The sequence below is a fragment of the Kitasatospora sp. NPDC101447 genome, assembly GCF_044767225.1.
GTDB lineage: Bacteria > Actinomycetota > Actinomycetes > Streptomycetales > Streptomycetaceae > Kitasatospora.
This window is the reverse complement of the sequence record NZ_JBIWNL010000066.1, coordinates 1-23,965: the sequence shown is the minus strand read 5'-3', so window position 1 is coordinate 23,965 and position 23,965 is coordinate 1. Positions and strand designations below refer to the sequence as shown.

Here is a 23,965-nt window from a genome sequence, read left to right as displayed (position 1 = left end):
GCGCCGTTGGCAGTCTGAAAATCACCCGCAACGCCCCTCTCCGGGCCACCCCCTGCGCCGCCCCCGTCCGTCCCCGCAGCGCGTCCCTCTCGCTGGGGAGGGACGGGGGTGGGTGGGGGGTGGGGCCGGGGGTGGGTGCGGCGGGGTGGGGGTGGTCCTCTCGATGAGGGTGGGGGTGCTAGGGGTGGGGGTGCTAGGGGTGGGGGGGCTGGGGGTGGGGGTGGCTGGGGCTGGGGTGTGTGGGGGTGCTGGGGCGGCACCGAACGGGTGAACAGTGGGGGCGACACGCATCAGGCGGGGTTGACGGGCGTTGAGTGGAGGGACGAGTGCACGAACGAGGTGTACGGGGGAGCGGAGCGAGCGAAAGGGGTGAGCCGGTGCGGGGTTTTCATCGGGCCGTTCTGCTGCGGGCGGCGGCTGCTGCGCTGGCTCTGGGGGCTGCCGTCGTGGCGCACACCGAGGTGGGGCAGGCGTTGGCCAAGCGGGGGGCGGAGCGGGCGGAGCGGGACGCGGTCGCGTGTGCCGAGGCGGCTCGGTGGGACGCCGCCGAGCGGGCGGGGCACGGGCGGCCGGATCTGTTCGATCCGGGGCGGATGCCGGGGTGCCACTGACGTACGGGTGTTCGCCGGAATCGGACAGGCCGTCACTCTTCCGGCTTGATTCCTGAATGGGGAGGAACCCCCCTTCCTTCCCCACGGTTCGTCAGGAAGTGAACGAGTTTCCCGAGGGGGGTTCCCTGATGGCCGGCCCGGCAGTGCAGCCCGACGGCCCGGCCCCCGCGCCGTCGGAGCGGCGGCCGGTGCCGGCCTGGAGCGAGTGGGTCGGCCTGGTCGTACGGCTCGGACTCGCGGTGGTGTGGGGCTGGGCCGGGCTGGCCAAGATCGCCGACCCGGCGGAGGCGGCCCAGGCCGTCCGGGCGTACGAGATCCTGCCCGAGGGCCTGGTCAAGCCGATCGGCTACGGCCTGCCCTTCCTGGAGCTGGCGCTCGCGTTCCTGCTGGTGATCGGGCTCGGCGTCCGGCTGGTCGCCGGGGTCTCGGCGCTGCTGCTGCTCGTCTTCATCGCCGGGATCGCCTCCGCCTGGGCGCGCGGCATCTCGATCGACTGCGGCTGCTTCGGCGGCGGCGGGCACGTCGACGAGTCCCAGACCGCGTACCTGCAGGAGATCCTGCGCGACACCGGGTTCCTGCTGCTGGCCGGGTGGCTGCTGTGGCGGCCCCGTACCCGGTTCTCGGTGGACCGCTGGCTGGCGACCTGACCCGCCGGCCCCGCCGCACCCCCGTCCCCGCCCACCCCGCACCCGACGAAGGCCCCCGACCGTGGATGTCAAGGCAATGAGCGAGAAGAACCGAGAAGGCAAGCGCACCGCCCGTGAGCGGATGCAGGAGCAGCGGGCGGCCGAGGAGTCCTCCGCCCGGCGCAGGAAGAAGCTGATCGTGGGCGGCGCCGTGCTCGCGGTGATCGCCGCCGCGGTGGTCGTCGGCGTCGTGGTGCAGAACGAGCGCTCCAAGCCGGAGACCCCGACCGCCGCCCCGGCCGGGACCATCGGCGACAAGAACCTCGTCATCCCGGTCGGTGCCGGCAACGCGCCCTCCGTCCTCACCGTCTACGAGGACCCGCGCTGCCCCGCCTGCGGCATGTTCGAGCGGGAGTTCTCGCCGACCGTCGACCAGCTGGAGGACGCCGGCAAGGTCTACACCAACTACCACATCGTGTCGTTCATCGACCGGGCCGTGCCGGGCAAGGGCTCCAAGACCGCCGCCAACGCGCTGGCCTGCGCCCAGGACGCCGGGCACTTCCGGGACTACCACGACGTGCTGTACCGCAACCAGCCGGAGGAGACCAACGACGCCTTCGGCGACAAGGCCGTCCTGCTGAACCTGGCGAAGCAGGTCAACGGTCTGGACACGCCCGAGTTCCAGGCCTGCGTCAACGACAACAAGTACGGCGGATGGGTGTCCTCGGTGCAGCAGGACTTCGACAAGTCCAGCTACAAGTCCACCCCGACGGTGCTGCTCAACGGCCAGCCGATCTACCCGAAGAACGGCAGCGAGGAGATCACCCCGGAGAACCTGGCGAAGTGGGTGGACGCCGCGAACCAGGGCAAGCAGCTCGGCACGGCGGGCTCGCACGGGCAGACCCCGGCGCCGACCAGTGCGGCTTCGGAGGCCAACAACCCGTCGCCGAACGCCGGCTGAACCCCCTGCCCGGCCCGCCGCCCCCTCCCCGTCCGGAGGGGGCGGCTTCCCCTGTTGTTCGGCTTCTGTGACCCCGGGGGTGTCCGACCCGGGCCATTGACCCTGTAGCGTCGGAACTGCCATGGATATCGCCTACATTCCCAGCCCGTCGCGGGGCGTCTGGAACCTCGGACCAGTCCCGCTGCGCGCCTACGCCTTCTGCATCATCCTCGGTGTCGTCGTCGCCGTCTGGCTCGGCAGCAAGCGCTGGGTCGCCCGGGGCGGTGCCAAACACACGGTCGGTGACATCGCCGTGTGGGCCGTGCCGTTCGGCCTGGTCGGAGGCCGCCTCTACCACGTGATCACCGATGGTGGCCGGCTGTACTTCGGTGAGGGGAAGAACCCCTGGAACGCCCTCAAGATCTGGGAGGGCGGCCTCGGCATCTGGGGCGCGATCGCGCTGGGCGCGGTCGGCGCCTGGATCGGTTGCCGCCGCCGGGGTGTGCCGCTGCCCGCCTACGCCGACGCCATCGCGCCGGGCATCGCGCTCGCGCAGGCGCTGGGCCGCTGGGGCAACTACTTCAACCAGGAGCTGTACGGCCGCGAGACCACGCTGCCGTGGGGCCTGAAGATCCACAAGGTGCTGCCGGACGGCACCGTCGTGGAGGGCGTCTACCACCCGACCTTCCTGTACGAGTCGCTCTGGTGCGTCGGTGTCGCGCTGCTGGTGATCTGGGCGGACCGCCGGTTCACGCTGGGCCACGGCCGGGCCTTCGCGCTGTACGTCGCCGCGTACACGGTGGGCCGGTTCTGGACCGAGTGGCTGCGGATCGACGAGGCGCACGTCTACTTCGGTCTGCGCCTGAACGACTGGGTGTCGATCGCGGTGTTCCTGTGCGCCGTGGCGTACCTGGTGATCGTCGGCAAGAAGCGGCCCGGCCGGGAGGACCCGGCGACCATCGACCCGGCCGCGCACCTGGAGGCGGAGGGCGCCGAGGGCGTGGCCGCGGACAAGGCGGACGTCAAGGGCGCGGCGAAGGCGGACATCAAGGGCGCGGAGAAGGCCGCGGAGAAGTCGGACGCCGACGGCGGGAAGGGCGGGGACGGGGCGAAGCCGTCCCGTTCCGTGGACGGAAAGCCGGCCGCCGCACCCGCTGCGGTGGCCGCCGACAAGGCCGACGAGGACGCCAAGAACCCGATCTGACCTGGGGCTTCCCCCGACCGGGGCCACCCTTCGCAGCGCATGCGAAGGGTGGCCTCAGTCGTGTTCGGACAGCCTTACTTTGCTGGAAATGCGCAGGTCAGGAGGGCTACGTTCAGGGCGGACCAATGACGACGGAGGGGACAGGGACATGAGTGCGACCACGTTGGAACCCGAGGCCGGGCACCAGCCCCGGATACCCGCGGCCGGTCACCACCGGGACGTCAACGGCGGCTGGCTGCGGCCGGCCGTGTTCGGGGCGGTGGACGGCCTGGTGTCCAACTTCGCGCTGATGACCGGTGTGGTCGGTGGCGCGGTGTCCAACGGCACGGTGATCCTCACGGGCCTGGCGGGCCTGGCGGCCGGCGCCTGCTCGATGGCCGCGGGGGAGTACACCTCGGTGGCCTCGCAGCGGGAGCTGGTGCAGGCCGAGATCGAGGCCGAGCGGCTGGAGCTGAGCCGCAACCCGCACGGCGAGCTGGCCGAGCTGGCCCAGCTGTACGTCTCGCGCGGGGTGGACCCGGAGCTCGCCCACGAGGTGGCCCGGCAGCTGTCGGTCGACCCGGAACTGGCCCTGGAGGTGCACGCCCGCGAGGAGCTGGGCATCGACCCCACCGACCTGCCCTCGCCGCTGGTCGCGGCCGGGTCGTCGTTCCTGTGCTTCGCGCTCGGCGCGCTGCTGCCGCTGCTGCCGTACCTGCTGGGCGCGACCTCGCTGCTGCCCGCGCTGGTGCTGGCGGCGGCCGGGCTGTTCCTGTGCGGCGCGGTGGTGGCCCGGGTGACGGCCCGCAGCTGGTGGTTCAGCGGGCTGCGGCAGCTGGTGCTGGGCGGCGCGGCGGCCGGGGTGACGTACCTGCTCGGCTCGCTGATCGGCGGGCACGTGGGCTGAGGCCTGCCGGGCGGTCGTCGGGACCTGTGGGATGACCCAGAACTCTGCATGATTATGCCGGGCAATGCGTGACGTTTCACACATGGGCGTCGCGTCATGCCTGGCCTAGTCTCACCATCCGGGCCTCGGCGCCGCGGATTCGCATCCGTGGGCCGACTCCCGGAATGGATTCGCAGGCGGCCATGATCGGCCTCTGTGGCGATCCGGTTTCGCCCCTGTTTCAGGCCGGGGACCGTTGGGCACAATCGTCGGGACGTGCACTGTGGCACGTCCTTCTTCCCACACCCCCTGACCTGCGGCTCGTCCCGCCATGTGGACGGGATATTCCGCTTCTCGGGATCCTGGGCATCATGTAACTTGCACGACACCGCACCATCGCATCAGGGCCAACGTCGTCCCTACTTGCACCAACTTGCCGAAAGACGACGACGGGAGAGCCGATGCTGCCTGCATCCATGCACTCCGCCAACGAGCTCCAGGCCGGCGCCGCCCGCCAGCCGTACTCGCTCGTGCCGGATGCGCGACCTGCTGCTCAGGGCCTGTACGACCCGCGAAACGAGCACGACGCCTGTGGCGTCGGTTTCGTCGCCACGCTGACCGGCAGCGCCGACCACACCATCGTCGAGCAGGCGTTGAACGTCCTGCGCAACCTGGAGCACCGCGGCGCCACCGGCGCCGAGCCGGACTCCGGTGACGGTGCGGGAATCCTGACCCAGATCCCCGACGCGTTCCTGCGCGGCCGCGTCGACTTCGAACTCCCGGCCGCCGGCGCCTACGCCGTCGGCATCGCCTTCCTGCCCGACGACGACGACCAGGACGCCGCCGCCGTCGCGCAGATCGAGGCCATCGCCGCCGACGAGGACCTCACCGTCCTCGGCTGGCGCGACGTCCCCGTCACCCCGGACCTGCTCGGCTCCACCGCGCGCAGCGTGATGCCGCGCTTCCGCCAGGTCTTCCTGAGCAAGGACGGCCTCGCCGGCATCGAGCTCGACCGGACCGCCTTCGTCGTCCGCAAGCGGGCCGAGCGCGAGGCCGGGGTCTACTTCCCGTCGCTGTCCGCGCGCACCATCGTCTACAAGGGCATGCTGACCACCGGCCAGCTGGAGCCCTTCTTCCCCGACCTCTCGGACCGCACCTACGCGTCCGCGATCGGCCTGGTGCACTCGCGCTTCTCCACCAACACCTTCCCGAGCTGGCCGCTCGCCCACCCGTACCGCTTCGTCGCGCACAACGGCGAGATCAACACGGTCAAGGGCAACCGCAACTGGATGCGCGCCCGCGAGTCCCAGCTCGTCACCGACCTCATCCCGGCCAACCGGAACGGGCAGGGCCTGGAGCGGATCTTCCCGATCTGCACCCCGGACCACTCGGACTCCGCCTCCTTCGACGAGGTCCTGGAACTGCTCCACCTCGGCGGCCGCTCGCTGCCGCACTCGGTGCTGATGATGATCCCGGAGGCGTGGGAGAACCACGCCACCATGGACCCGGCCCGCCGCGCCTTCTACCAGTACCACTCCAACCTCATGGAGCCCTGGGACGGCCCGGCCTGCGTCACCTTCACCGACGGCACCCAGATCGGCGCCGTGCTCGACCGCAACGGCCTGCGCCCGGCCCGCTACTGGATCACCGAGGACGGCCTGGTCGTCCTCTCCTCCGAGGTCGGCGTGCTCGACATCGACCAGGAGAAGGTCGCCAAGAAGGGCCGCCTGCAGCCCGGCCGGATGTTCCTGATCGACACCGCCGAGGGCCGCATCGTCGAGGACGAGGAGATCAAGTCCGCCCTCGCCGCCGAGCACCCCTACCAGGAATGGGTCGGCGCCGGGCAGATCCAGCTCGCCAAGCTGCCCGAGCGCGAGCACATCGCGCACACCCACGCCTCCGTCACCCGCCGCCAGCAGACCTTCGGCTACACCGAGGAGGAGCTGCGGGTCATCCTCGCGCCGATGGCCAAGACCGGCGCCGAAGCCCTCGGCTCGATGGGCACCGACTCGCCGATCGCCGCGCTCAGCGAGAAGCCGCGCCTGCTGTTCGACTACTTCGTGCAGCTCTTCGCGCAGGTCACCAACCCGCCGCTGGACGCCATCCGCGAGGAGCTCGTCACCTCGCTGCTCTCCAACCTCGGCCCCGAGGGCAACCTGCTGGCCGCCGAGGCCGCCGCCTGCCGCTCGGTCGGCATCACCTTCCCGGTGATCGACAACGACGAGCTGGCCAAGCTCGTCCACATCAACGCCGACGGCGACCAGCCCGGCCTCAAGGCCGTCACGCTCTCCGGCCTCTACAAGGTCTCCGGCGGCGGCGAGGGCCTGGCCTCCCGGCTCGCCGCGATCGCCGCCGAGGCCGACGCCGCGATCGCCGACGGCGCCCGGATCATCGTGCTCTCCGACCGCCACTCGGACGCCGAGCACGCCCCGATCCCCTCCCTGCTGCTCACCTCCGCGATCCACCACCACCTCATCCGCACCAAGCAGCGCACCCAGGTGTCGCTGCTGGTCGAGGCCGGCGACGTCCGCGAGGTGCACCACGTCGCGCTGCTGATCGGCTACGGCGCCGGCGCGGTCAACCCGTACCTGGCCATGGAGTCCGTCGAGGACCTCGTCGCCCAGGGCGTGTTCATCCAGGGCGTCGAGCCCGAGAAGGCCATCAAGAACCTGATCAAGGCGCTCGGCAAGGGCGTGCTCAAGGTCATGTCCAAGATGGGCATCTCCACCGTCGCCTCCTACCGCGGCGCCCAGGTCTTCGAGGCCATCGGCCTCTCCCAGGCCCTGGTCGACGGCTACTTCGCCGGCACCACCACCAAGCTCGGCGGCATCGGCCTGGACGAACTCGCCCGGGAGACCGCCGCCCGCCACGCCAAGGCGTACCCCGCCTCCGGTATCCCCGCCGCGCACCGCGCGCTGGAGATCGGCGGCGAGTACCAGTGGCGCCGCGAGGGCGAGCCGCACCTGTTCGACCCGGACACCGTCTTCCGGCTGCAGCACGCCACCCGCAACCGCCGGTACGACATCTTCAAGCAGTACACGGACCGGGTGAACGAGCAGTCCGCCCGCCTGATGACGCTGCGCGGCCTCTTCCGGCTGGACGGCCTCGACCGCGAGCCGATCCCGGTCGAGGACGTCGAGCCGGTCTCCGAGATCGTCAAGCGCTTCTCCACCGGCGCCATGTCGTACGGCTCGATCTCCCGCGAGGCGCACGAGACCCTCGCCATCGCGATGAACCGCCTCGGCGGCAAGTCCAACACCGGCGAGGGCGGCGAGGACCCGGACCGCCTGTACGACCCGGAGCGCCGCTCCGCGATCAAGCAGGTCGCCTCCGGCCGCTTCGGCGTCACCTCCGAGTACCTCGTCAACGCGGACGACATCCAGATCAAGATGGCCCAGGGCGCCAAGCCCGGCGAGGGCGGCCAGCTGCCCGGCCACAAGGTGTACCCGTGGGTCGCCAAGACCCGGCACTCCACCCCGGGTGTCGGCCTGATCTCCCCGCCGCCGCACCACGACATCTACTCGATCGAGGACCTGGCGCAGCTCATCCACGACCTCAAGAACGCCAACCCGGCGGCCCGCATCCACGTGAAGCTGGTCTCCGAGGTCGGCGTCGGAACGGTCGCGGCGGGCGTCTCCAAGGCCCACGCCGACGTCGTCCTGGTCTCCGGCCACGACGGCGGCACCGGCGCCTCCCCGCTGACCTCGCTCAAGCACGCCGGCGGCCCCTGGGAGCTCGGCCTCGCCGAGACCCAGCAGACCCTGCTGCTCAACGGGCTGCGCGACCGCATCGTCGTCCAGACCGACGGTCAGCTGAAGACCGGCCGCGACGTCGTCATCGCCGCGCTGCTCGGCGCCGAGGAGTTCGGCTTCGCCACCGCCCCGCTGGTCGTCTCCGGCTGCATCATGATGCGCGTCTGCCACCTGGACACCTGCCCGGTCGGCGTCGCCACCCAGAACCCGGTGCTGCGCGACCGGTTCTCCGGCAAGCCCGAGTTCGTCGTCAACTTCTTCGAGTTCATCGCCGAGGAGGTCCGGGAGATCCTGGCCTCCCTGGGCTTCCGCTCGATCGAGGAGGCCGTCGGCCACGCCGAGTACATCAACGCCCAGGCCGCGATCGACCACTGGAAGGCCGCCGGGCTCGACCTGGCCCCGCTCTTCCACGTGCCCGACCTGCCCGACGGCGCCGCCCGGCACTGCACCACCACCCAGGACCACGCGCTCGACAAGGCCCTGGACAACCAGCTCATCACGCTCGCCGAGGACGCCCTGGAGCGCGGCGACGCCGTCCGCATCCAGCTGCCGATCCGCAACGTCAACCGCACCGTCGGCACCATGCTCGGCCACGAGGTGACCAAGCGGTACCGCGGCGAGGGCCTGCCGGAGGGGACCATCGACGTCACCTTCACCGGCTCCGCCGGGCAGTCCTTCGGCGCCTTCGTGCCCCGCGGCGTCACGCTGCGGCTGGAGGGCGACGCCAACGACTACGTCGGCAAGGGCCTCTCCGGCGGCGTGGTCGTCGTCCGCCCGGCCCGCGAGGCCGCGGCCATCGGCAACGACGCCCAGAACCACGTCATCGCCGGCAACACCATCGGCTACGGCGCCACCAGCGGCCGGATCCACCTGCGCGGCAAGGCCGGCGAGCGCTTCGCCGTCCGCAACTCCGGCGCCACCCTGGTCGTCGAGGGCGTCGGCGACCACGGCCTGGAGTACATGACCGGCGGCCGCGTCGTCATCATCGGCGAGACCGGACGCAACCTCGCGGCCGGCATGTCCGGCGGCATCGCGTACGTCCTGGACCTGCGCCCCGCGAACGTCAACGACGGCATGGTGGGCATCGAGGCCCCCACCGCCGACGACCGCGACTGGCTGCGCGAGACCGTGCAGCAGCACTACGAGGAGACCGGCTCCACCGTCGCCGCCGAACTCCTGGCCGACTGGGGCAGCGGCGTCTCCCGCTTCTCCAAGATCATGCCGACCGACTACAAGGCAGTGCTCGCCGCCAAGGACGCCGCTGAGCGCGATGGCCTCTCCGAGGCCGAGACCACTCGCAAGATGATGGAGGCGGCTAATGGCTGACCCCAAGGGCTTCCTGACCACGCCCAAGCAGCTGGCCGAGCGCCGTCCCGTGGACGTCCGTCTGCGGGACTGGAACGAGGTCTACGTCGAGCGCAGCCTCCTGCCGATCATCACCAAGCAGGCCGGCCGCTGCATGGACTGCGGCATCCCGTTCTGCCACAACGGCTGCCCGCTCGGGAACCTCATCCCCGAGTGGAACGACCTCGCCTTCCGGGACGACTGGGCCGGCGCCATCGAGCGCCTCCACGCCACCAACAACTTCCCGGAGTTCACCGGGCGGCTCTGCCCGGCGCCCTGCGAGTCGGCCTGCGTGCTCGGCATCAACCAGGACGCGGTGACCATCAAGAACGTCGAGGTCACCATCATCGACAAGGCCTGGGACCGCGGCGGCGTCACCCCGCAGGTGCCGGAGCGCCTCTCCGGCAAGACCGTCGCCGTCGTCGGCTCCGGCCCGGCCGGCCTCGCCGCCGCCCAGCAGCTCACCCGCGCCGGACACACCGTCGTGGTGTACGAGCGGGCCGACCGCATCGGCGGACTGCTGCGCTACGGCATCCCCGAGTTCAAGATGGAGAAGCGCCACATCAACCGCCGCATCGAGCAGATGCGCGCGGAGGGCACCCGCTTCCGCACCGGCGTGCACGTCGGCGAGGACATCACCGGGCAGCAGCTGCGCGAGCGCTTCGACGCCGTCGTCGTCGCCGCCGGCGCCACCACCGCCCGCGACCTGCCGGTGCCCGGACGCGAGCTCAAGGGCATCCACCAGGCCATGGAGTACCTGCCGCTGGCCAACAAGGTGCAGGAGGGCGACTTCGTCGAGTCCCCGATCAGCGCCAAGGGCAAGCACGTCGTGGTCATCGGCGGCGGCGACACCGGCGCGGACTGCGTCGGCACCGCCCACCGGCAGGGGGCGGCCTCCGTCACCCAGCTGGAGATCATGCCGCGGCCCGGCGAGGAGCGGCCCGGGCACCAGCCGTGGCCGACCATGCCGATGACCTACAAGGTCACCTCCGCCCACGAGGAGGGCGGCGAGCGGATCTACTCCGTCAACACCACCCGCTTCACCGGCGACGAGCACGGCAACGTCCAGGAACTGCACCTCGTCGAGGTGGAGTTCAAGGACGGCCGGTTCGAGCCCGTGCCGGGCACCGAGCGGGCCATCCCGGCGCAGCTGGTCACCCTCGCCATGGGCTTCACCGGCACCGACGTGCGGAACGGCCTGGTCGAGCAGCTGGGAGCCGACCTCGACGCGCGGGGTAACATTGCCCGCGACGGCCGGTTCGCCACCAATGTCGATGGCGTGTACGTCTGCGGAGACGCCGGCCGAGGCCAGTCGCTGATCGTCTGGGCCATCGCGGAAGGCCGTTCGGCCGCCGCCGCGGTGGACGCGTACCTGGGCGGCAAGACCCCGCTTCCCGCCCCGATCCGACCCACGGACCGCCCCCTGGTGGTCTGACGGTCCGACCGGCCCCCGAACCCCCGGCGCCGCATCGCCGGGAGCTCAACCCGCTGCCCCCGCCAGCGTCGCCGGGCCAACGCGGTCTCCTGGCGCCTGCCCTCTTCCCCGACCAGTTGGAGGGCGGGCGCCGTCGCGTTTTCCGGGGCGCTTTCCGGGGCGTTCCCCGGGCTGTTCTCCGGAGTGTTCTCCGGGCTGTTCTCCGGGCGGCGCCGAAAGCCCCGGGAGACACCGGGAGAGGCCGTCGGGCAGCGCACGGGCACCCCCTGCACCTCCGGACAGCGCGAGCCCGGGAACGGGCGCAGACGGGTTCCCACCGGGGCGCACGGGGAAAGAACTCACCCGCGGGGGCGCACCACCGGCCTGACACTCCTCCGTGCACCGAGGGTCGGCTCACAGCGGAACCACAGGCTTCTCACAGCAGGCGGAAAGCCTCCCGGCACGGGCTGTTGTTCGTCGGTGCCAGGTGGCAGACTGCCGCCGACGGCCGGGGGGCTGCGCGAGTGCGGAGGTTGACTTCGATGGGCACGACTCAGGCAGGCGGAGGCGCGACGGTACGGCGCCTGCTGCTCGGCACCCAGCTCCGCAAGCTCCGCGAGGCCAGAGGCGTCAGCCGGGAGGAAGCCGGCTACTCGATCCGCGCCTCGGAGTCCAAGATCAGCCGGATGGAACTCGGCCGCGTCGGCTTCAAGGAACGCGACGTCGCCGACCTGCTGACCCTCTACGGCGTCGAGGCCGAACAGGAACGCGCCACCGTCCTCGGACTCCTCCGCGACGCCAACGCCAACTCCTGGTGGCACGAGTACGGCGACGTCCTGCCCGGCTGGTTCCAGAACTACCTCGGACTGGAGGAGGCCGCCGCCGAGATCCGCAGCTACGAGGTCCAGTTCGTCCACGGCCTGCTGCAGACCGCCGACTACGCCCGGGCCGTCGTCACCGCCGGCTGCCACGACCACGGCGCCGAGGAGATCGAGCGCCGGGTCGACGTCCGGCTCAAGCGCCAGGCACTGCTCACCGACGAACGCGCCCCGCAACTCGTCGCCGTGCTGGACGAGGCGGCGCTGCGCCGCCCCTGGGGCGGGTCCGAGCTGATGCGGAGCCAGCTGGACCGACTGCTGGAGCTCGCCGAACTGCCCAACGTACGGCTGCAGGTGCTGCCGTTCGGCAACGCCGGGCTGTCGGCGGAGAGCGGCGCCTTCACGGTGCTCGGCTTCGCCGAGCCGGAGCTCTCCGACGTCGTCTACCTGGAGCAGTTCACCACCGCGCTCTACCTCGACAAGCCCGCCGAGGTCGCCGAGTACCGCCACGCGATGGACGACCTCGTCGCCGACAGCCTGGACCCGACACGGACCCGCGACCTGCTGCACGCGGTACGCCAGGAGCTTTGACACATCAGTACGATGATGTTCCATCAGGTCGGTGCATGAGAGGGAACAGATGTCGTACTTCTCCGAGTTGGCGCTGCAGTACATCGACGGCGAGTGGTGCACCGGCAACGGCTCCTGGGACATCGTCGACGTCGACCCCTACACCGGGGACAAGCTCGCCACCATCACCGTCGCCACCGTCGCCGAGGTCGACCGGGCCTACCGCGCCGCCGAGCGCGCCCAGAAGGGGTGGGCCGCCACCAACCCCTACCGGCGCCGCCTCGTCTTCGAACGCGCGCTGCACCTGCTGGAGGAGCGCGAGCCCGAGATCGTCGCGGCGATCACGGCCGAACTCGGCGGCACCGCGCTCAAGGCGGGCTTCGAACTCTCCCTGGTCAAGGACGTGCTGCGGGAGTGCCTGCACCTGTCCGTGGCCGCCGAGGGCCGGCTGCTGCCCTCGCCCGCCCCGGGCAAGGAGAACCGGCTCTACCGGCTGCCGGTCGGCGTCGTCGGCGTGATCAGCCCGTTCAACTTCCCGCTGTTCCTGGCGCTCAAGGCGCTCGCCCCGGCGCTCGCCCTCGGCAACGGCGTGGTGCTCAAGCCCCACCAGGAGACCCCGGTGGTCGGCGGCGGCCTGATCGCCAAGCTCTTCGAGGACGCCGGCCTGCCGCCCGGCCTGCTGAACGTCGTGATCACCGACATCGCCGAGATCGGCGACAACTTCATCGAGCACCCGGTGCCCAAGGTGATCTCCTTCACCGGCTCCGACAAGGTCGGCCGGCACGTCGGGACCGTCGCCGCCGCGAACTTCAAGCGCTCCGTCCTGGAACTCGGCGGCAACAGCGCGCTGATCGTGCTGGACGACGCCGACGTCGACTACGCCGTGGACGCGGCCGTGTTCAGCCGCTTCGTCCACCAGGGCCAGGTCTGCATGTCCGCCAACCGCGTGCTGGTGGACCGCGCCGTCGAGGCCGAGTTCACCGAGAAGTTCGTCGCCAAGGTCGCCTCGCTCACCGTCGGCGACCCCAAGGACCCGGCCACCCACATCGGCCCGCTGATCAACCCCGTCCAGGCCGACGCCCTCTCCGCCCAGATCGACCAGGCGCTCGCCGCCGGCGCCACCGCACTGCTGCGCGGCGCCACCACCGGCAGCCTGATGGCGCCGACCGTGCTCACCGGCCTCGCCGAGGACGCGCCGATCCTGCAGCGCGAACTGTTCGGCCCGGTCGTGCTGCTGGTGCCCTTCGACGGCGAGGACGAGGCCGTGCGGATCGCCAACGACACGCCGTTCGGGCTCAGCGGCGCCGTGCACACCGCCGACGTCGAGCGCGGGGTGCGGCTCGCCCAGCGGATCGAGACCGGCATGGTCCACGTCAACGGCGGGACCATCGCGGACGAGCCGGGCGTGCCGTTCGGCGGGGAGAAGAACTCCGGCGTCGGGCGGCTCAACGGGGAGGCGACGGTGGACGCCTTCACCACGGTGAAGTGGATCTCGGTGCAGCACGGGCGGGCGGTGTTCCCGTTCTGAGCGGGGGTCGGGGCCGGTCGGCGTTCGGGGGCGGTCGGCGTTCGGGGCCGGCCGGCGTGTGGCGCTGACTGGCGCGGGGTCGGCCGGCCTTCGGCACTGCGTAGGCGCCCGGCTCCGGCCGCGGGCGCCTACGCGGCGCGGGCCTCCCGGCGGTAACCGCCGGGGGCCAGGCCGAACTCCCGCTTGAACGCCTTCGCGAAGGCGTACTCCGAGCCGTAGCCGGTCTGCGCCGCGACCGAGGTCAGCGGCGCCTCCGACTCGCGCAGCAGCCGGGCCGCGGTGGTCATCCGCCAGCGGGTCAGGTACGCCATCGGCGGCTCGCCCACCATCGTGGTGAAGCGGCGGGCGAAGGCGGCCCGGGACAGGCCCGCGCGGTCCGCCAGCGACTCCACCGTCCACGGGGTGGCCGGCGCCTCGTGGATCGCGGTCAGGGCCGGCGCGACGGCGGCGTCCCGCAGCGCCGCCGCCCAGCCGGCGGCCGTCGCGGCGGGCTGGTCCTCGAACCAGGCCCGCAGGATGTACAGCAGCAGCGAGTCGATCAGCGCCGGGACGATGCCGGTCGAGCCGATCCGAGGGTTCTCCAGCTCGATGCCCAACAGCTGCACCGCGGCGGCCAGTTCGGGGTGGCGGCCGTGCCGGGTCGGCAGGTGGATCAGGGCCGGCAGCTGGCGGACCATCGGGTGCGGGCGGCCCTGGTCCAGGTGGTAGTTGCCGCACAGCAGGCTGGTGCGGGCGCCCCCGCCGCCCAGGGTGAGGGTGCCGATCGGCGGGGCGGAGTCCTTCACGCAGTCTTGGGCGTCCACCGCCGGGGTGTCCGGGTGGTCGGCCAGGACGTGGCCGCCGCCGTCCCGCAGGAAGACGACGTCGCCCGGGCTGAGTGCGATCGGCTCCTGCGGCCCGGAGCCGTCCCCGGTGCCCAGCGGGATCAGCCAGCAGGTGCCGTACAGCACCACGTGGAAGCCGGCGCCGAGCACCGGGGGCAGGCGCAGGGCCCACGGTGCGCGGCCCTCGGTGCGGGCGGAGGACGGGTAGGCCGTCCTCATCGAGCCCAGTGCCTCGGTCAGGATGTCCAACGCCCGTCCCCCTTGGGTGCTTTCACCGGCGGTCCTCAGTCGACCGTCAGGACGACCTTGCCCTGGACGCTACCGGAGCCCACCAACTCGTGCGCCCGGCCGGCCTCGGCCAGCGGGAAGGCCTGCGCGACGTGCGGACGGATCCGGCCCTCGTCCACCAGGGCGGCGATCGCCTCCAGCGCGGCGTGGTCGGGCTCGACGAAGACGCCCGCGAAGCGGCGCCCGGCGGCCTCGACCGCGGCGGCCAGCTCCCGGTCGCGGTGCTCCATGATGCTCACCAGGTGGCCGCCGGGCTTCAGCACCTCCAGCGCGCGGGTGTTCTCGGAGGAGGAGTCGAAGACGACGTCGACGTCCTTCACCGCGCGGGTGTAGTCGGTGGTGCGGTAGTCGATGACCTCGTCGGCGCCGATCTCCTTCAGGAAGGCGTGCTTGGGCTCGCTCGCCAGCGCGATCACGTACGCGCCACGGGCCTTGGCGATCTGCACGGCGAAGTGGCCGACGCCGCCCGCCGCCCGGTGGATCAGCACCCGCTGCCCCTCACCGACGCCCGCCGCGTCCACCAGACCCTGCCAGGCGGTCAGCGCGGCCAGCGGAAGCGCGGCGGCCTGCACGTGGTCGATCGAGGCGGGCTTGCGGGCCAGCTGGCGGGACGGCGCGGCCACGTACTCGGCGTAGGCGTTCGCGGCGCGGGGGAAGAGCGGCATCCCGTACACCTCCTCGCCCACCCGGTACCGGGCGCCGGGCGCGGCCTCCTCGACCACCCCGGAGACGTCCCAGCCCACCGTGAACGGCGGCGCGCCCAGCAGCGGGAACATGCCCGCCCGCACGCCCACGTCCACCGGGTTCACCCCGGCCGCCTTCACCCGCACCAGCACCTCGCCGCTCAGCAGGTGCGGACGCTCCACCTCGGCGACCTCCAGGACCTCCGGCCCGCCGACCTCCCGCTGCACCACCGCACGCATCGCACTCACTCCCTGCCCGGTCAACACCGGCCCCCCCGTGGGGCCGTTCTCGATGTGCTCAACGATAGGAAGGGCAGGCGAGCGGATGAATATCCTCCAGTCTTCACTGGATGTCCGATCGTCTCGCGGGACGAGCGTGTCAGTCGGGATAGCGGAGCAGGGTGTCGGTGGCCAGCTCGAAGTCGAAGGGGGCGGGAATCGGTACGAGGTCGCCGAACTTGCCGGTCCACTGTCGGTGGTAGCCGGTGGGGGAAGGCTCGGAGTAGAGCGTGATGTCGCCGTTGCGCGGGTCGATCACGAGGTACAGCGGGATGTCCATCAGCGGGTAGTCGCGGACCTTGCCGACCAGGTCGTTCTCGGGGTTCGACGGGGAGACGATCTCCACGGCGATGGCGGCCTGTTCGGCGGGCGCCTCGTTGCCGCCGGATTCGAGGAGGGAGAGCGGGACGTACGTGAGGTCGGGATTGCGCAGCTTGCCCACGTTGGGTGAGGCGAGATCGGTGTTCTCGCTTGCCATCATGTCGGCGGGCTCGTGTGCTTCGAACTGCCTGCGGACGAGCAGGAGATTGCGCTGATGGATGACGGACGGCCCGGCCATCATGATGATCTCGTCGCCGGAGATCTCGATCTTCCATCCGGCCGGAGGCGTCAGGCTCTGCGCATACGCGAGCAGCCGGGCGTGGCGCTCGGGGATCTGGAACTCGCTCATGGCGCCATTGTCCACCGCTCCGGATGCGGCGAGGCGCCGCCGGGCGGACGGGCCCGGCGGCGCCTCGGAGCGGCGGTGGTGCCGGTCAGAAGACCGGCTGGCCGGCGCGGACCAGGCGCCAGGAGTCGGTGAAGAAGTCGGCGGGGTCGATGACGCCCTTGGCCTTCACCCAGGCGATCATGGTGTTGCGGATCTCGTCGGAGTTCGACCAGACCAGCTTGGCGCCGGCCACGTGCGGGAAGTTGCCGCCGCCGTTGGCGCGGTAGTTGTTGACGGCCAGGACGAACTGGGCGGCGGGGTCAATCGGCTTACCCTGGAACGACAGGTTGACGATCCGCGAGCCCTTCGGCTGGGCGACGTCGATGTCGTAGGTCAGGCCGTAGACCGAGTCGTAGTTGTAGTCCGGGGTGGCCTCGGCGCCGGTCAGGGCGTCCTTGTCGACCGGCGCGCCCGGGGCGAGCTGGTTGTAGTACTTCGCCGAGAACTCCAGGTAGTCCTTGAGCTGGGCGCCCGTCAGGATGCGGGCCTCCATGGTGTTCTCGTAGATGTAGAGGCCGGCGGCGTCGCGCAGCTTGACCTGGCCCGAGGGGATCAGGGCGGTGCGGTTGAACGGGGCGGCCTGGGCCAGCACCGGGAGGTTGGCGTACTGCCCGCCGGCCAGCGCGGCCTTGACGGCGTCCGCCTGGACCTTGCCGATCAGGTCGATGATCGGGGTGGCCTTGAAGCGGGACTCGGCGATCGACAGCTCGATCTTGCTGGTGCCGATGTTCTGGTTGACGTACGCGACGACCTTCTTGTGCTGGTCGGTGATCGCGTTGGTGATCTCCGGGTTCTCCGGCACGGTGTTGGAGTTCAGCACCCGCGAGGAGACCGAGGTGACCTTCCAGGCGCCGTCGGCGAACTCGACCTCGAAGTCGAAGCAGCTCAGGCGCTGGCCCCAGCACAGCGGCTCGGACAGCACGACCGTCTTGCCGGTCTTCTTGTTGACGATCAGGCGCTGCGCGACCTCCTTGTGGGTGTGCCCCACCAGGACCGCGTCGATGTCCGGGACGGTCTCCGCCATCTCGCCGGAGGCGTCCTCGGGCCAGGGCAGCTGGTCGCCGTAGGTGGTCGCCTCGTCGATGCCGGAGTGGGCCGAGACGACGATGACGTCCGCGCCCGCCGCCTTCATCCGCGGCACGTACTTGGCGGCGGTCTCCACGATGCCCGGGAAGACCATCTTGCCGCTGACGTTGGCCTTGTCCCAGATCGCGATGCCCGGGTTGGTGAGGCCGAGGATGCCGACCTTCAGCGGCTTGCCCTCGCCGAGGTGCATCTCCTTGATCACGTACGGCGGGAAGGCCGGCTTCTCGTTCTTCGCGTGCAGCGCGTTGGCGCCCAGCAGCGGGAACTCCAGCTGGTCCTCGAAGGCCTTCACGGTCGGGATGCCGTAGTTGAACTCGTGGTTGCCGAGCGCGGCGGCGTCGTACTCCATGAGGTTCATGGCGACGGCCATCGGGTGGTCCGGGACGGTGTCGCCGTCGGTGGCGATCGGCTCGATCCGGGCGTAGAAGTAGGTCAGCTGGGTGCCCTGGATGATGTCACCGGAGTCGATCAGCAGGCAGCGGTTCCAGCCCTTCTCCTCGCGCACCTGGTTGGCCAGGGTGGAGATCTTGGCGAGGCCGACCGCGTTGTGCGCCTTGTCGACGTACTCGGCGTCGGTGAAGTAGTCCCAGTTCAGCACCCGGCCGTGCAGGTCGGTGGTGCCCATGACGGTGAAGGCCTGCTTGCGCGGCTTGCGCTGGCCCTTGGCGGCCGCCGTGTCCGGCTCGGCGGCCGCGGCGGAGGGGGCGGCGGCCACGGCGGCACCGCCGACGAGGGCGGCGCCGGCGGCGGTGGCGGCGGACCGGGTGACGAAGTCACGGCGGTTCAGGGGCATGGACGACTCTCCCGAGTGGGGCGACGGCAGATGGACCGTCAACTTGGCTGCGTGAGTGGGTGCGCGTCCACGTGTCGGCGCGTCAATGCGTCGACGCGCGTAGAGGGACGCGCGTAGAAGTGTGCCGTGCGGGCCGGGTCACTGGATAGCCCCCGGACCTGTCCAAGAGGTGAGATCTTGGCGACTCGTTCGTGACGCGGACGGGTGGGGGTGAGGGTGGTAAAGGGGAGGTTTCGGGCCTGACCGGGCATCCGGCCGGGGGCCTGAGCCGGGCCATCGCCGTGACCTGAGCCCGGCCTTCGCCAGGGCCTGAGCTGCGCCTTCGCCGGGGCCTGAGCCGGGCGGATCGGGGGCCGGTGCCCGGCCGGGCACCGGCCCCCGATCAGGCCAGTTCGGTGGTCAGCAGAACCACCTCGCGGCCGAGCTCGGCCGCCGGGTCCGGGGCGTCCGGGCCCACCCACGGCTGCCAGGTCCGCGCCCGCAGGTAGCCGGCCACCGCGAGCGGCAGCCGGTGCCGGACGATCCGTTCCGCCACCGGGCCCGGGCCGGCCACGCGCAGCGCCGCCACCAGGTCGTCCACCCCGGCGGAGGGCGGCAGCGGCACGGTGTCCAGGTAGGCGGCCAGCGCCTCCAACTCGGGGTTGGGCAGGGGCGGTGGCGGCCCCTCCGGCACCACCGCCGCCGACGGCCCCGACACCGACACCGAGTGGGCCCCGGTCCCCGAACCGGACCCGGACCCGGCCCCCGAACCGGACCCGGCCCCCGACTCCCGGCCCGGGTCCGAGCCGCCACCACCGGCGTGCGGCGGCTCCTCCGGCGGCTCGTCCGGCGGGCCGGCCTTGGGCCCGGGGGCCACCAGGGCGCCGACCCCGTACAGGGCGGCCGCCACCCCCGGCCACAGGCCCCCGCCGAGCCCGAACTCGTGCAGCCCCACCCCGACCGCGGCGCCCCCGAGGCCGGCCCAGTTCCTGGCCGAGTTCAGGTAGCGCCCCAGCCGCCCGGCCGGACCGTCACTGGTACCCACGGATCTCCTCGAACGCCCCGTCCAGCGAGCCCGAGCCGTCGAACAGCTTCCCGCCGCTGATGTCCGCGATCCCCTGCAGCTGGGCCACCGCCGCCTCCCCGAACTTGATCGGGAACACCGGGATCGACTTCTCCCAGGCCGGCAGCGCGTCGTGGAAGCGCTTGAAGTCGGCGTCCGACGCACCGACGTTGCTCTCCCCGTCCGTCATCAGCACGATCGAGGTGAACCGGTCGTCGTTCGCCGCCGCCTGCTGGCGCTCGATCACCCGGTACGCCTCCTCCAGCGAGCCGTACACCGCCGTCCCGCCCGAGGCCGCCAGCGACTGCACGTCCGCGTTGATCGACGCCAGCTCCGCCTGCGGACCGGGCTGGCTGCCCGTGGGCGGCACCACGTGCGTCTTGGACCACTTCACCGAGGACGCGAAGGACACCAGGGTGACCTCCTCGCGGTTGCGGAAGCGGCGCACCCCGCGGGTGTCGTCCGCCCCGGTCAGCCGGCCCATCGCGGTCTTCAGCGAGGCGATCCTCGAACCCTCCATCGAGCCCGAGGTGTCCAGCACGTACACCGTCCGGGACGGGCGGCGCAGGTCGTTCTGGTACGAGGCCAGCAGGCCGTCCGCCACCGCCCGGGTGCCCGGGAACGGCAGCTCCCGGCGGCGGTCCGTCGGCAGCCCCGCGGCCGGGGCCACACCCGCCGTCGCGGGCCGGCGCAGCGTCGTCTCGGAGATGCGCTTCTGCACGTCGTCCTTGAGCAGGTACGAGGTCAGCCGCTGGAAGGCGTCGCGCTGGTCCGGCGCGGCCGAGGACAGCAGCGACAGCGGGTAGTCCGCCGACACCACGCCGTCCACCGGGCGCACCACCGTCAGCTGTTGCTGCGGCGGCAGCGTCCTGTTCAGCGACAGCAGCACCGACTCGTAGTTCACCAGCGCGCCCACCACGCCCGACTCGGCCCGGGTGTACGCCTGGGCCAGCCAGCCCGAGGAGCCGGAGGTCAGCTTCTGGCCGGTGAAGAACTGCTTCAGCTGCGGCGTCGCCTTCTGCACGTCCGCCTCGGCCAGCGCGCCGTCCGCCCCGGAGAACGCCGAGGCGACCGCCACCAGGGTGGAGAAACCGGAGTTGGAACGCGACGGGTCCGCCATGCCGTACGTCAGCTTGCCGGCCGCCGCCGCATCGCCGACCTGCGCCCAGGTGACCTTCGAGCCGTCGCCCCAGCCCAGGTCGCCGAGCACCGAGGAACGCACCCCGATCGCCACCGGCGAGACCATCACCGGTGTCTCCGACAGCACCTTGGACTTCCCGACCGGATCCAGCCGCAGGTACTGGTCGGACGGGAACCACACCGCGTCGTACTTGCCGTCCGCGCGGCCCGAGGACACCGCGTCGGCGCCGTCCAGGGTGCCCGTCCAGGAGAACTGCACCGTCACCCCGGTGGCCTTCCGGGCCTCCTCCAGGACCGGCGCCAGGTCCTGCAGCTCGCTGCCCGCCAGGACGCGCAGCACCCCCGGCCGGGCGGTCTCGGCGGGCGGATCGGAGGGCTGCGGACCGGCCTTGTCGCCGCCGGAGGAGGTGCAGGCCGTCACCACGGCCAGCACGGCCGCCAGGGCCACGGCGAGTCCGCCGCGGTGCTTCGTACGGAGGTTCACTTCGGGCTCCCACCCTTCGCCGCGGCGGTCAGCTTGAGGAGGTTGTCCAGCGAGGGCAGGGTGGCCTGCTTGAACCCGGAGTTCCTCAGGTCGTGCGCGAAGTGCGGCGTCTTGTCCTTCATCAGGTTCCAGAAGGCTTCCTGGTCGGCCTGGGGCCGGAGACCGTACCGGGCCTCCAGCCCGCGCAGCACCGCGTCGTTCTCCAACACGTCGGCCAGCTTGCGGCCGTTGTCCGTCCGGGCCACCAGGGTGTGGTCCGACTGGATCGTGGTGTCCGGGTACATCACCACCATGTCCCCGGTGTCCTTGCCCTGCAGCGGCAGCGCGGCGGCCTGCGACTCGTACGCGAAGACCAGCGTGCCCACCCCCGCGAAGAAGTCGCGGAACGGCTCGTCACTGCTGATCTTCTGCATGCCCTGGAGGCCGTTCGCGGTGGCCAGGACGTCCCGGACGGCGCTCACACCGGCGTCGTCCTGCACCACCTGGTTGCCGTTCGCGACGTACGACAGCAGCGCCAGGTACAGCGCGCCCGAGGACGAGGTCTCCGGGTCCGTCGTCGAAACGAACAGCGGACCGGCCAGCTCCGGGTGCTGCTCGGCGCCCGGGAGCTCCTTCCACTTCCTGCCGGCCTTCAGCGCCTCCACGTACTTGTCCATCCGGAACGTCCAGACGCCCTTGGCGTCCACGTCCGCCAGCTGGTTCTGCTTCAGGACCTGCGCCGCCGACTCGTGCGTCACGATCACCAGCGGGGAGTAGAAGGGCACCAGCGGCGAGTCCGTCAGCTGCCAGTTGCGCTGGATCTCCCGGGCGGGGGCGGCACTGGCGGGGAAGGCGAAGTCCAGCCCCTTGGTGCTCTTCGCCTGCTCGCTCATCGTCCACGAGCCGGTCGAATCGGCCCGGACCTCCAGGCCCCGCTTCTTCAGCTCGTCCTTGACGTCCTTGTCCTCGAAGAAGCCGCGCTTCTCCGAGCCGATCAGGCCGGTGACCGTGACCACCTGGGTCCCCCCCTTGTGGTCGTCGGGGATCAGCGCATAGGCGACCCAGCCCAGCAGGGCCAGGGTCGCCACCACCCCCAGAGCGCCGCGTTTCATGCCGAACGCCTCCCCCTCGTACGCGACTTCGGTCGCGTCGTCTACGTCGTCCGGGTGGTTACCCGGAATCCCCGGGCCGTCACCCGGAACCCCCCGGCCGTCACCCGTGGGTGACGAGCGTCCCGCCGGGCAGGGAGCTGCAACGGAAGTGACGGTGAACCAGAGGTGAACACCCCTTCACGGAATCGCATCGACCGGGCCGCCACCGGGTGACCGGAGGTGGCACGGGACAAGGCGCTCGCACACCGGTCCGAGGGTGTGTCAGATTGTTCAACTCGCCTTACCGCAACGGTCATCCCGCAGTCCGGACCCGCCTCGTGGTTACGCGCCGGTAATGCCTAGTCTCAGCACTATGCGCCGAGCAAAAATCGTCTGCACCCTCGGGCCCGCCACCGACTCGTACGACCAGATCAAGACCCTGGTCGACGCCGGGATGGACATCGCCCGATTCAACCTCAGCCACGGCACCCACGCCGAGCACGAGGAACGCTACCGACGCGTCCGCAAGGCCGCCGACGAGACCGGCCGGAGCGTCGGCGTCCTCGCCGACCTTCAAGGCCCGAAGATCCGCCTCGACACGTTCGCCCACGGGCCCGTACTCCTTGAACGCGGCGACGAGTTCACCATCTCCACCGACAAGGGCGTCGTGGGGGACAAGGACATCTGCGGAACCACCTACACCGGGCTCGCCGCCGACGTCAGCCGCGGCGAACGCATCCTCGTCGACGACGGCCGCGTCACCCTGGAGGTCGTCGCCGTCGACGGACCCCGCGTGCGCTGCCTCGTCATCGAAGGCGGCCTGGTCTCCGACCACAAGGGCCTCAACCTCCCCGGCGTCGCCGTCTCCGTCCCCGCACTCAGCGACAAGGACGTCGCCGACCTGCGATGGGCGCTGCGCACCGGGGCCGACCTGATCGCGCTCTCCTTCGTGCGGAGCGGCCGCGACATCGAGGACGTCCACCGGATCATGGCGGAGGAGGGCCGGTTCGTCCCGGTCATCGCCAAGATCGAGAAGCCGCAGGCGGTGGAGAACCTCGAATCCGTCGTCGACGCCTTCGACGGCATCATGGTGGCCCGCGGCGACCTGGGCGTGGAGATGCCCCTCGAACAGGTCCCGCTGGTCCAGAAGCGCGCCATCAAGCTCGCCCGGCGCAACGCCAAGCCGGTCATCGTCGCCACCCAGATGCTCGACTCGATGATCAACGCCTCCCGGCCCACCCGCGCGGAGGCCTCCGACGTCGCCAACGCCGTCCTGGACGGCACCGACGCCGTGATGCTCTCCGGCGAGACCTCCGTCGGCAAGTACCCCGTCGAGACGGTCAAGACCATGGGCCGGATCATCGAAGCCGCCGAGAACGACATCCTCGCCGCAGGCCTGCCCCCGCTCACCGCCGGCAGCAAGCCGCGCACCCAGGGCGGCGCCGTCGCCCGCGCGGCCGCCGAGATCGGCGACTTCCTGCACGCCAAGTACCTGATCGCCTTCACCCAGTCCGGCGACACCGCGCGCCGGCTGACCCGCTACCGCTCGCCCATCCCGGTCCTCGCCTTCACCTACGAACCGGCCGTACGCAGCCAACTCGCCCTCACCTGGGGCGTGGAGACCTTCCTCGGCCCCTTCGCCCCGACGACCGACCAGATGGTCGAACAGGTCGACGCGGCGCTGCTGTCGCTGGGCCGCTGCCAGAAGGGCGACATCGTCGTCATCACCGCCGGCTCCCCGCCCGGCCTCGCCGGCTCCACCAACCTCGTCCGCGTCCACCACGTGGGCACGTTGGACGTCTGAGAAAGTGTTGGGTAATTGATCAACTTCATGGCGTGATCCACTGGTGGTGATCTTTGCGTTGCCCTGTCCGCGAAGATCACCGCCATGTGTG

General features: G+C 71.4%; 16 protein-coding genes. 9 read left to right on the top strand and 7 right to left on the bottom strand.

Going from position 1 to position 23,965, the window contains the following annotated elements:
- Nucleotides 1-739: 739 nt before the first annotated feature.
- The 8 genes from ACIRST_RS41720 (at nucleotide 740) to ACIRST_RS41685 (ending at nucleotide 13,672) form a co-directional block, all read left to right on the top strand.
- Nucleotides 740-1,258, top strand: coding sequence for a MauE/DoxX family redox-associated membrane protein (locus tag ACIRST_RS41720; RefSeq protein WP_402809859.1), 519 nt, complete (start codon nucleotides 740-742; stop codon nucleotides 1,256-1,258).
- A 76-nt stretch (nucleotides 1,259-1,334) separates the two neighbouring features.
- Complete coding sequence (locus ACIRST_RS41715; protein WP_350523521.1) at nucleotides 1,335-2,198, top strand: thioredoxin domain-containing protein; 864 nt, start codon at nucleotides 1,335-1,337, stop codon at nucleotides 2,196-2,198.
- 121 nt (nucleotides 2,199-2,319) lie between these two features.
- On the top strand, nucleotides 2,320-3,381 hold the full coding sequence (gene lgt / locus ACIRST_RS41710) for a prolipoprotein diacylglyceryl transferase (protein WP_402809857.1): 1,062 nt from the start codon (nucleotides 2,320-2,322) through the stop codon (nucleotides 3,379-3,381).
- Between the two features lie 148 nt (nucleotides 3,382-3,529).
- Nucleotides 3,530-4,267 carry a VIT1/CCC1 transporter family protein gene (locus tag ACIRST_RS41705; RefSeq protein WP_350523523.1) on the top strand — a complete coding sequence of 246 codons (738 nt, stop codon included), beginning with the start codon at nucleotides 3,530-3,532 and terminating at the stop codon, nucleotides 4,265-4,267.
- A 455-nt stretch (nucleotides 4,268-4,722) separates the two neighbouring features.
- On the top strand, nucleotides 4,723-9,324 hold the full coding sequence (gltB, locus tag ACIRST_RS41700; RefSeq protein WP_402809865.1) for a glutamate synthase large subunit: 4,602 nt from the start codon (nucleotides 4,723-4,725) through the stop codon (nucleotides 9,322-9,324).
- On the top strand, nucleotides 9,317-10,777 hold the full coding sequence (locus ACIRST_RS41695; RefSeq protein WP_396553616.1) for a glutamate synthase subunit beta: 1,461 nt from the start codon (nucleotides 9,317-9,319) through the stop codon (nucleotides 10,775-10,777). The genes gltB and ACIRST_RS41695 overlap by 8 nt, the downstream gene beginning before the upstream one ends.
- 521 nt (nucleotides 10,778-11,298) lie before the next feature.
- Nucleotides 11,299-12,165 (top strand): helix-turn-helix transcriptional regulator, encoded by an 867-nt coding sequence (locus ACIRST_RS41690; RefSeq protein ID WP_350523525.1) that lies wholly within the window; start codon nucleotides 11,299-11,301, stop codon nucleotides 12,163-12,165.
- Between the two features lie 49 nt (nucleotides 12,166-12,214).
- A complete protein-coding gene (locus ACIRST_RS41685; RefSeq protein ID WP_402809862.1) occupies nucleotides 12,215-13,672 on the top strand; it encodes an aldehyde dehydrogenase family protein in 1,458 nt (485 codons plus the stop codon).
- A gap of 128 nt (nucleotides 13,673-13,800) precedes the next feature.
- Here the strand turns inward: ACIRST_RS41685 and ACIRST_RS41680 are convergent, their stop codons facing one another.
- The 7 genes from ACIRST_RS41680 to ACIRST_RS41650 form a co-directional block, all read right to left on the bottom strand.
- Nucleotides 13,801-14,745 (bottom strand): AraC family transcriptional regulator, encoded by a 945-nt coding sequence (locus ACIRST_RS41680; protein WP_402809853.1) that lies wholly within the window; start codon nucleotides 14,743-14,745, stop codon nucleotides 13,801-13,803.
- A gap of 35 nt (nucleotides 14,746-14,780) precedes the next feature.
- Nucleotides 14,781-15,707: an NADP-dependent oxidoreductase gene (locus tag ACIRST_RS41675; protein WP_350523527.1), complete on the bottom strand. Its 927-nt coding sequence runs from the start codon at nucleotides 15,705-15,707 to the stop codon at nucleotides 14,781-14,783.
- Between the two features lie 139 nt (nucleotides 15,708-15,846).
- The gene (locus tag ACIRST_RS41670; protein WP_402809849.1) at nucleotides 15,847-16,416 is read right to left on the bottom strand and encodes a Uma2 family endonuclease; all 570 of its coding nucleotides are present in this window, start codon (nucleotides 16,414-16,416) and stop codon (nucleotides 15,847-15,849) included.
- An 85-nt stretch (nucleotides 16,417-16,501) separates the two neighbouring features.
- Nucleotides 16,502-18,334, bottom strand: coding sequence for a 5'-nucleotidase C-terminal domain-containing protein (locus ACIRST_RS41665; RefSeq protein ID WP_350523529.1), 1,833 nt, complete (start codon nucleotides 18,332-18,334; stop codon nucleotides 16,502-16,504).
- Nucleotides 18,335-18,716: 382 nt separating this feature from the next.
- The gene (locus tag ACIRST_RS41660; protein WP_402809846.1) at nucleotides 18,717-19,358 is read right to left on the bottom strand and encodes a hypothetical protein; all 642 of its coding nucleotides are present in this window, start codon (nucleotides 19,356-19,358) and stop codon (nucleotides 18,717-18,719) included.
- Nucleotides 19,345-21,000, bottom strand: coding sequence for a VWA domain-containing protein (locus ACIRST_RS41655; protein ID WP_402809844.1), 1,656 nt, complete (start codon nucleotides 20,998-21,000; stop codon nucleotides 19,345-19,347). The genes ACIRST_RS41660 and ACIRST_RS41655 overlap by 14 nt, the downstream gene beginning before the upstream one ends.
- Complete coding sequence (locus ACIRST_RS41650) at nucleotides 20,997-22,091, bottom strand: substrate-binding domain-containing protein (protein WP_350523532.1); 1,095 nt, start codon at nucleotides 22,089-22,091, stop codon at nucleotides 20,997-20,999. The genes ACIRST_RS41655 and ACIRST_RS41650 overlap by 4 nt, the downstream gene beginning before the upstream one ends.
- 352 nt (nucleotides 22,092-22,443) lie before the next feature.
- On the opposite strand from ACIRST_RS41650, the gene pyk reads away from it, so the two are divergent.
- Nucleotides 22,444-23,874 (top strand): pyruvate kinase, encoded by a 1,431-nt coding sequence (gene pyk / locus ACIRST_RS41645; RefSeq protein WP_402809841.1) that lies wholly within the window; start codon nucleotides 22,444-22,446, stop codon nucleotides 23,872-23,874.
- Nucleotides 23,875-23,965: the final 91 nt, after the last annotated feature.

Coding starts and splice junctions, on each gene's coding strand:
- ACIRST_RS41720 (WP_402809859.1), top strand. CDS start 740: ATGGCCGGCCCGGCAGTGCAGCCCGACGGCCCGGCCCCCGCGCCGTCG.
- ACIRST_RS41715 (WP_350523521.1), top strand. CDS start 1,335: ATGAGCGAGAAGAACCGAGAAGGCAAGCGCACCGCCCGTGAGCGGATG.
- lgt (WP_402809857.1), top strand. CDS start 2,320: ATGGATATCGCCTACATTCCCAGCCCGTCGCGGGGCGTCTGGAACCTC.
- ACIRST_RS41705 (WP_350523523.1), top strand. CDS start 3,530: ATGAGTGCGACCACGTTGGAACCCGAGGCCGGGCACCAGCCCCGGATA.
- gltB (WP_402809865.1), top strand. CDS start 4,723: ATGCACTCCGCCAACGAGCTCCAGGCCGGCGCCGCCCGCCAGCCGTAC.
- ACIRST_RS41695 (WP_396553616.1), top strand. CDS start 9,317: ATGGCTGACCCCAAGGGCTTCCTGACCACGCCCAAGCAGCTGGCCGAG.
- ACIRST_RS41690 (WP_350523525.1), top strand. CDS start 11,299: ATGGGCACGACTCAGGCAGGCGGAGGCGCGACGGTACGGCGCCTGCTG.
- ACIRST_RS41685 (WP_402809862.1), top strand. CDS start 12,215: ATGTCGTACTTCTCCGAGTTGGCGCTGCAGTACATCGACGGCGAGTGG.
- ACIRST_RS41675 (WP_350523527.1), bottom strand. CDS start 15,707: ATGCGTGCGGTGGTGCAGCGGGAGGTCGGCGGGCCGGAGGTCCTGGAG.
- ACIRST_RS41670 (WP_402809849.1), bottom strand. CDS start 16,416: ATGAGCGAGTTCCAGATCCCCGAGCGCCACGCCCGGCTGCTCGCGTAT.
- ACIRST_RS41665 (WP_350523529.1), bottom strand. CDS start 18,334: ATGCCCCTGAACCGCCGTGACTTCGTCACCCGGTCCGCCGCCACCGCC.
- ACIRST_RS41650 (WP_350523532.1), bottom strand. CDS start 22,091: ATGAAACGCGGCGCTCTGGGGGTGGTGGCGACCCTGGCCCTGCTGGGC.
- pyk (WP_402809841.1), top strand. CDS start 22,444: ATGCGCCGAGCAAAAATCGTCTGCACCCTCGGGCCCGCCACCGACTCG.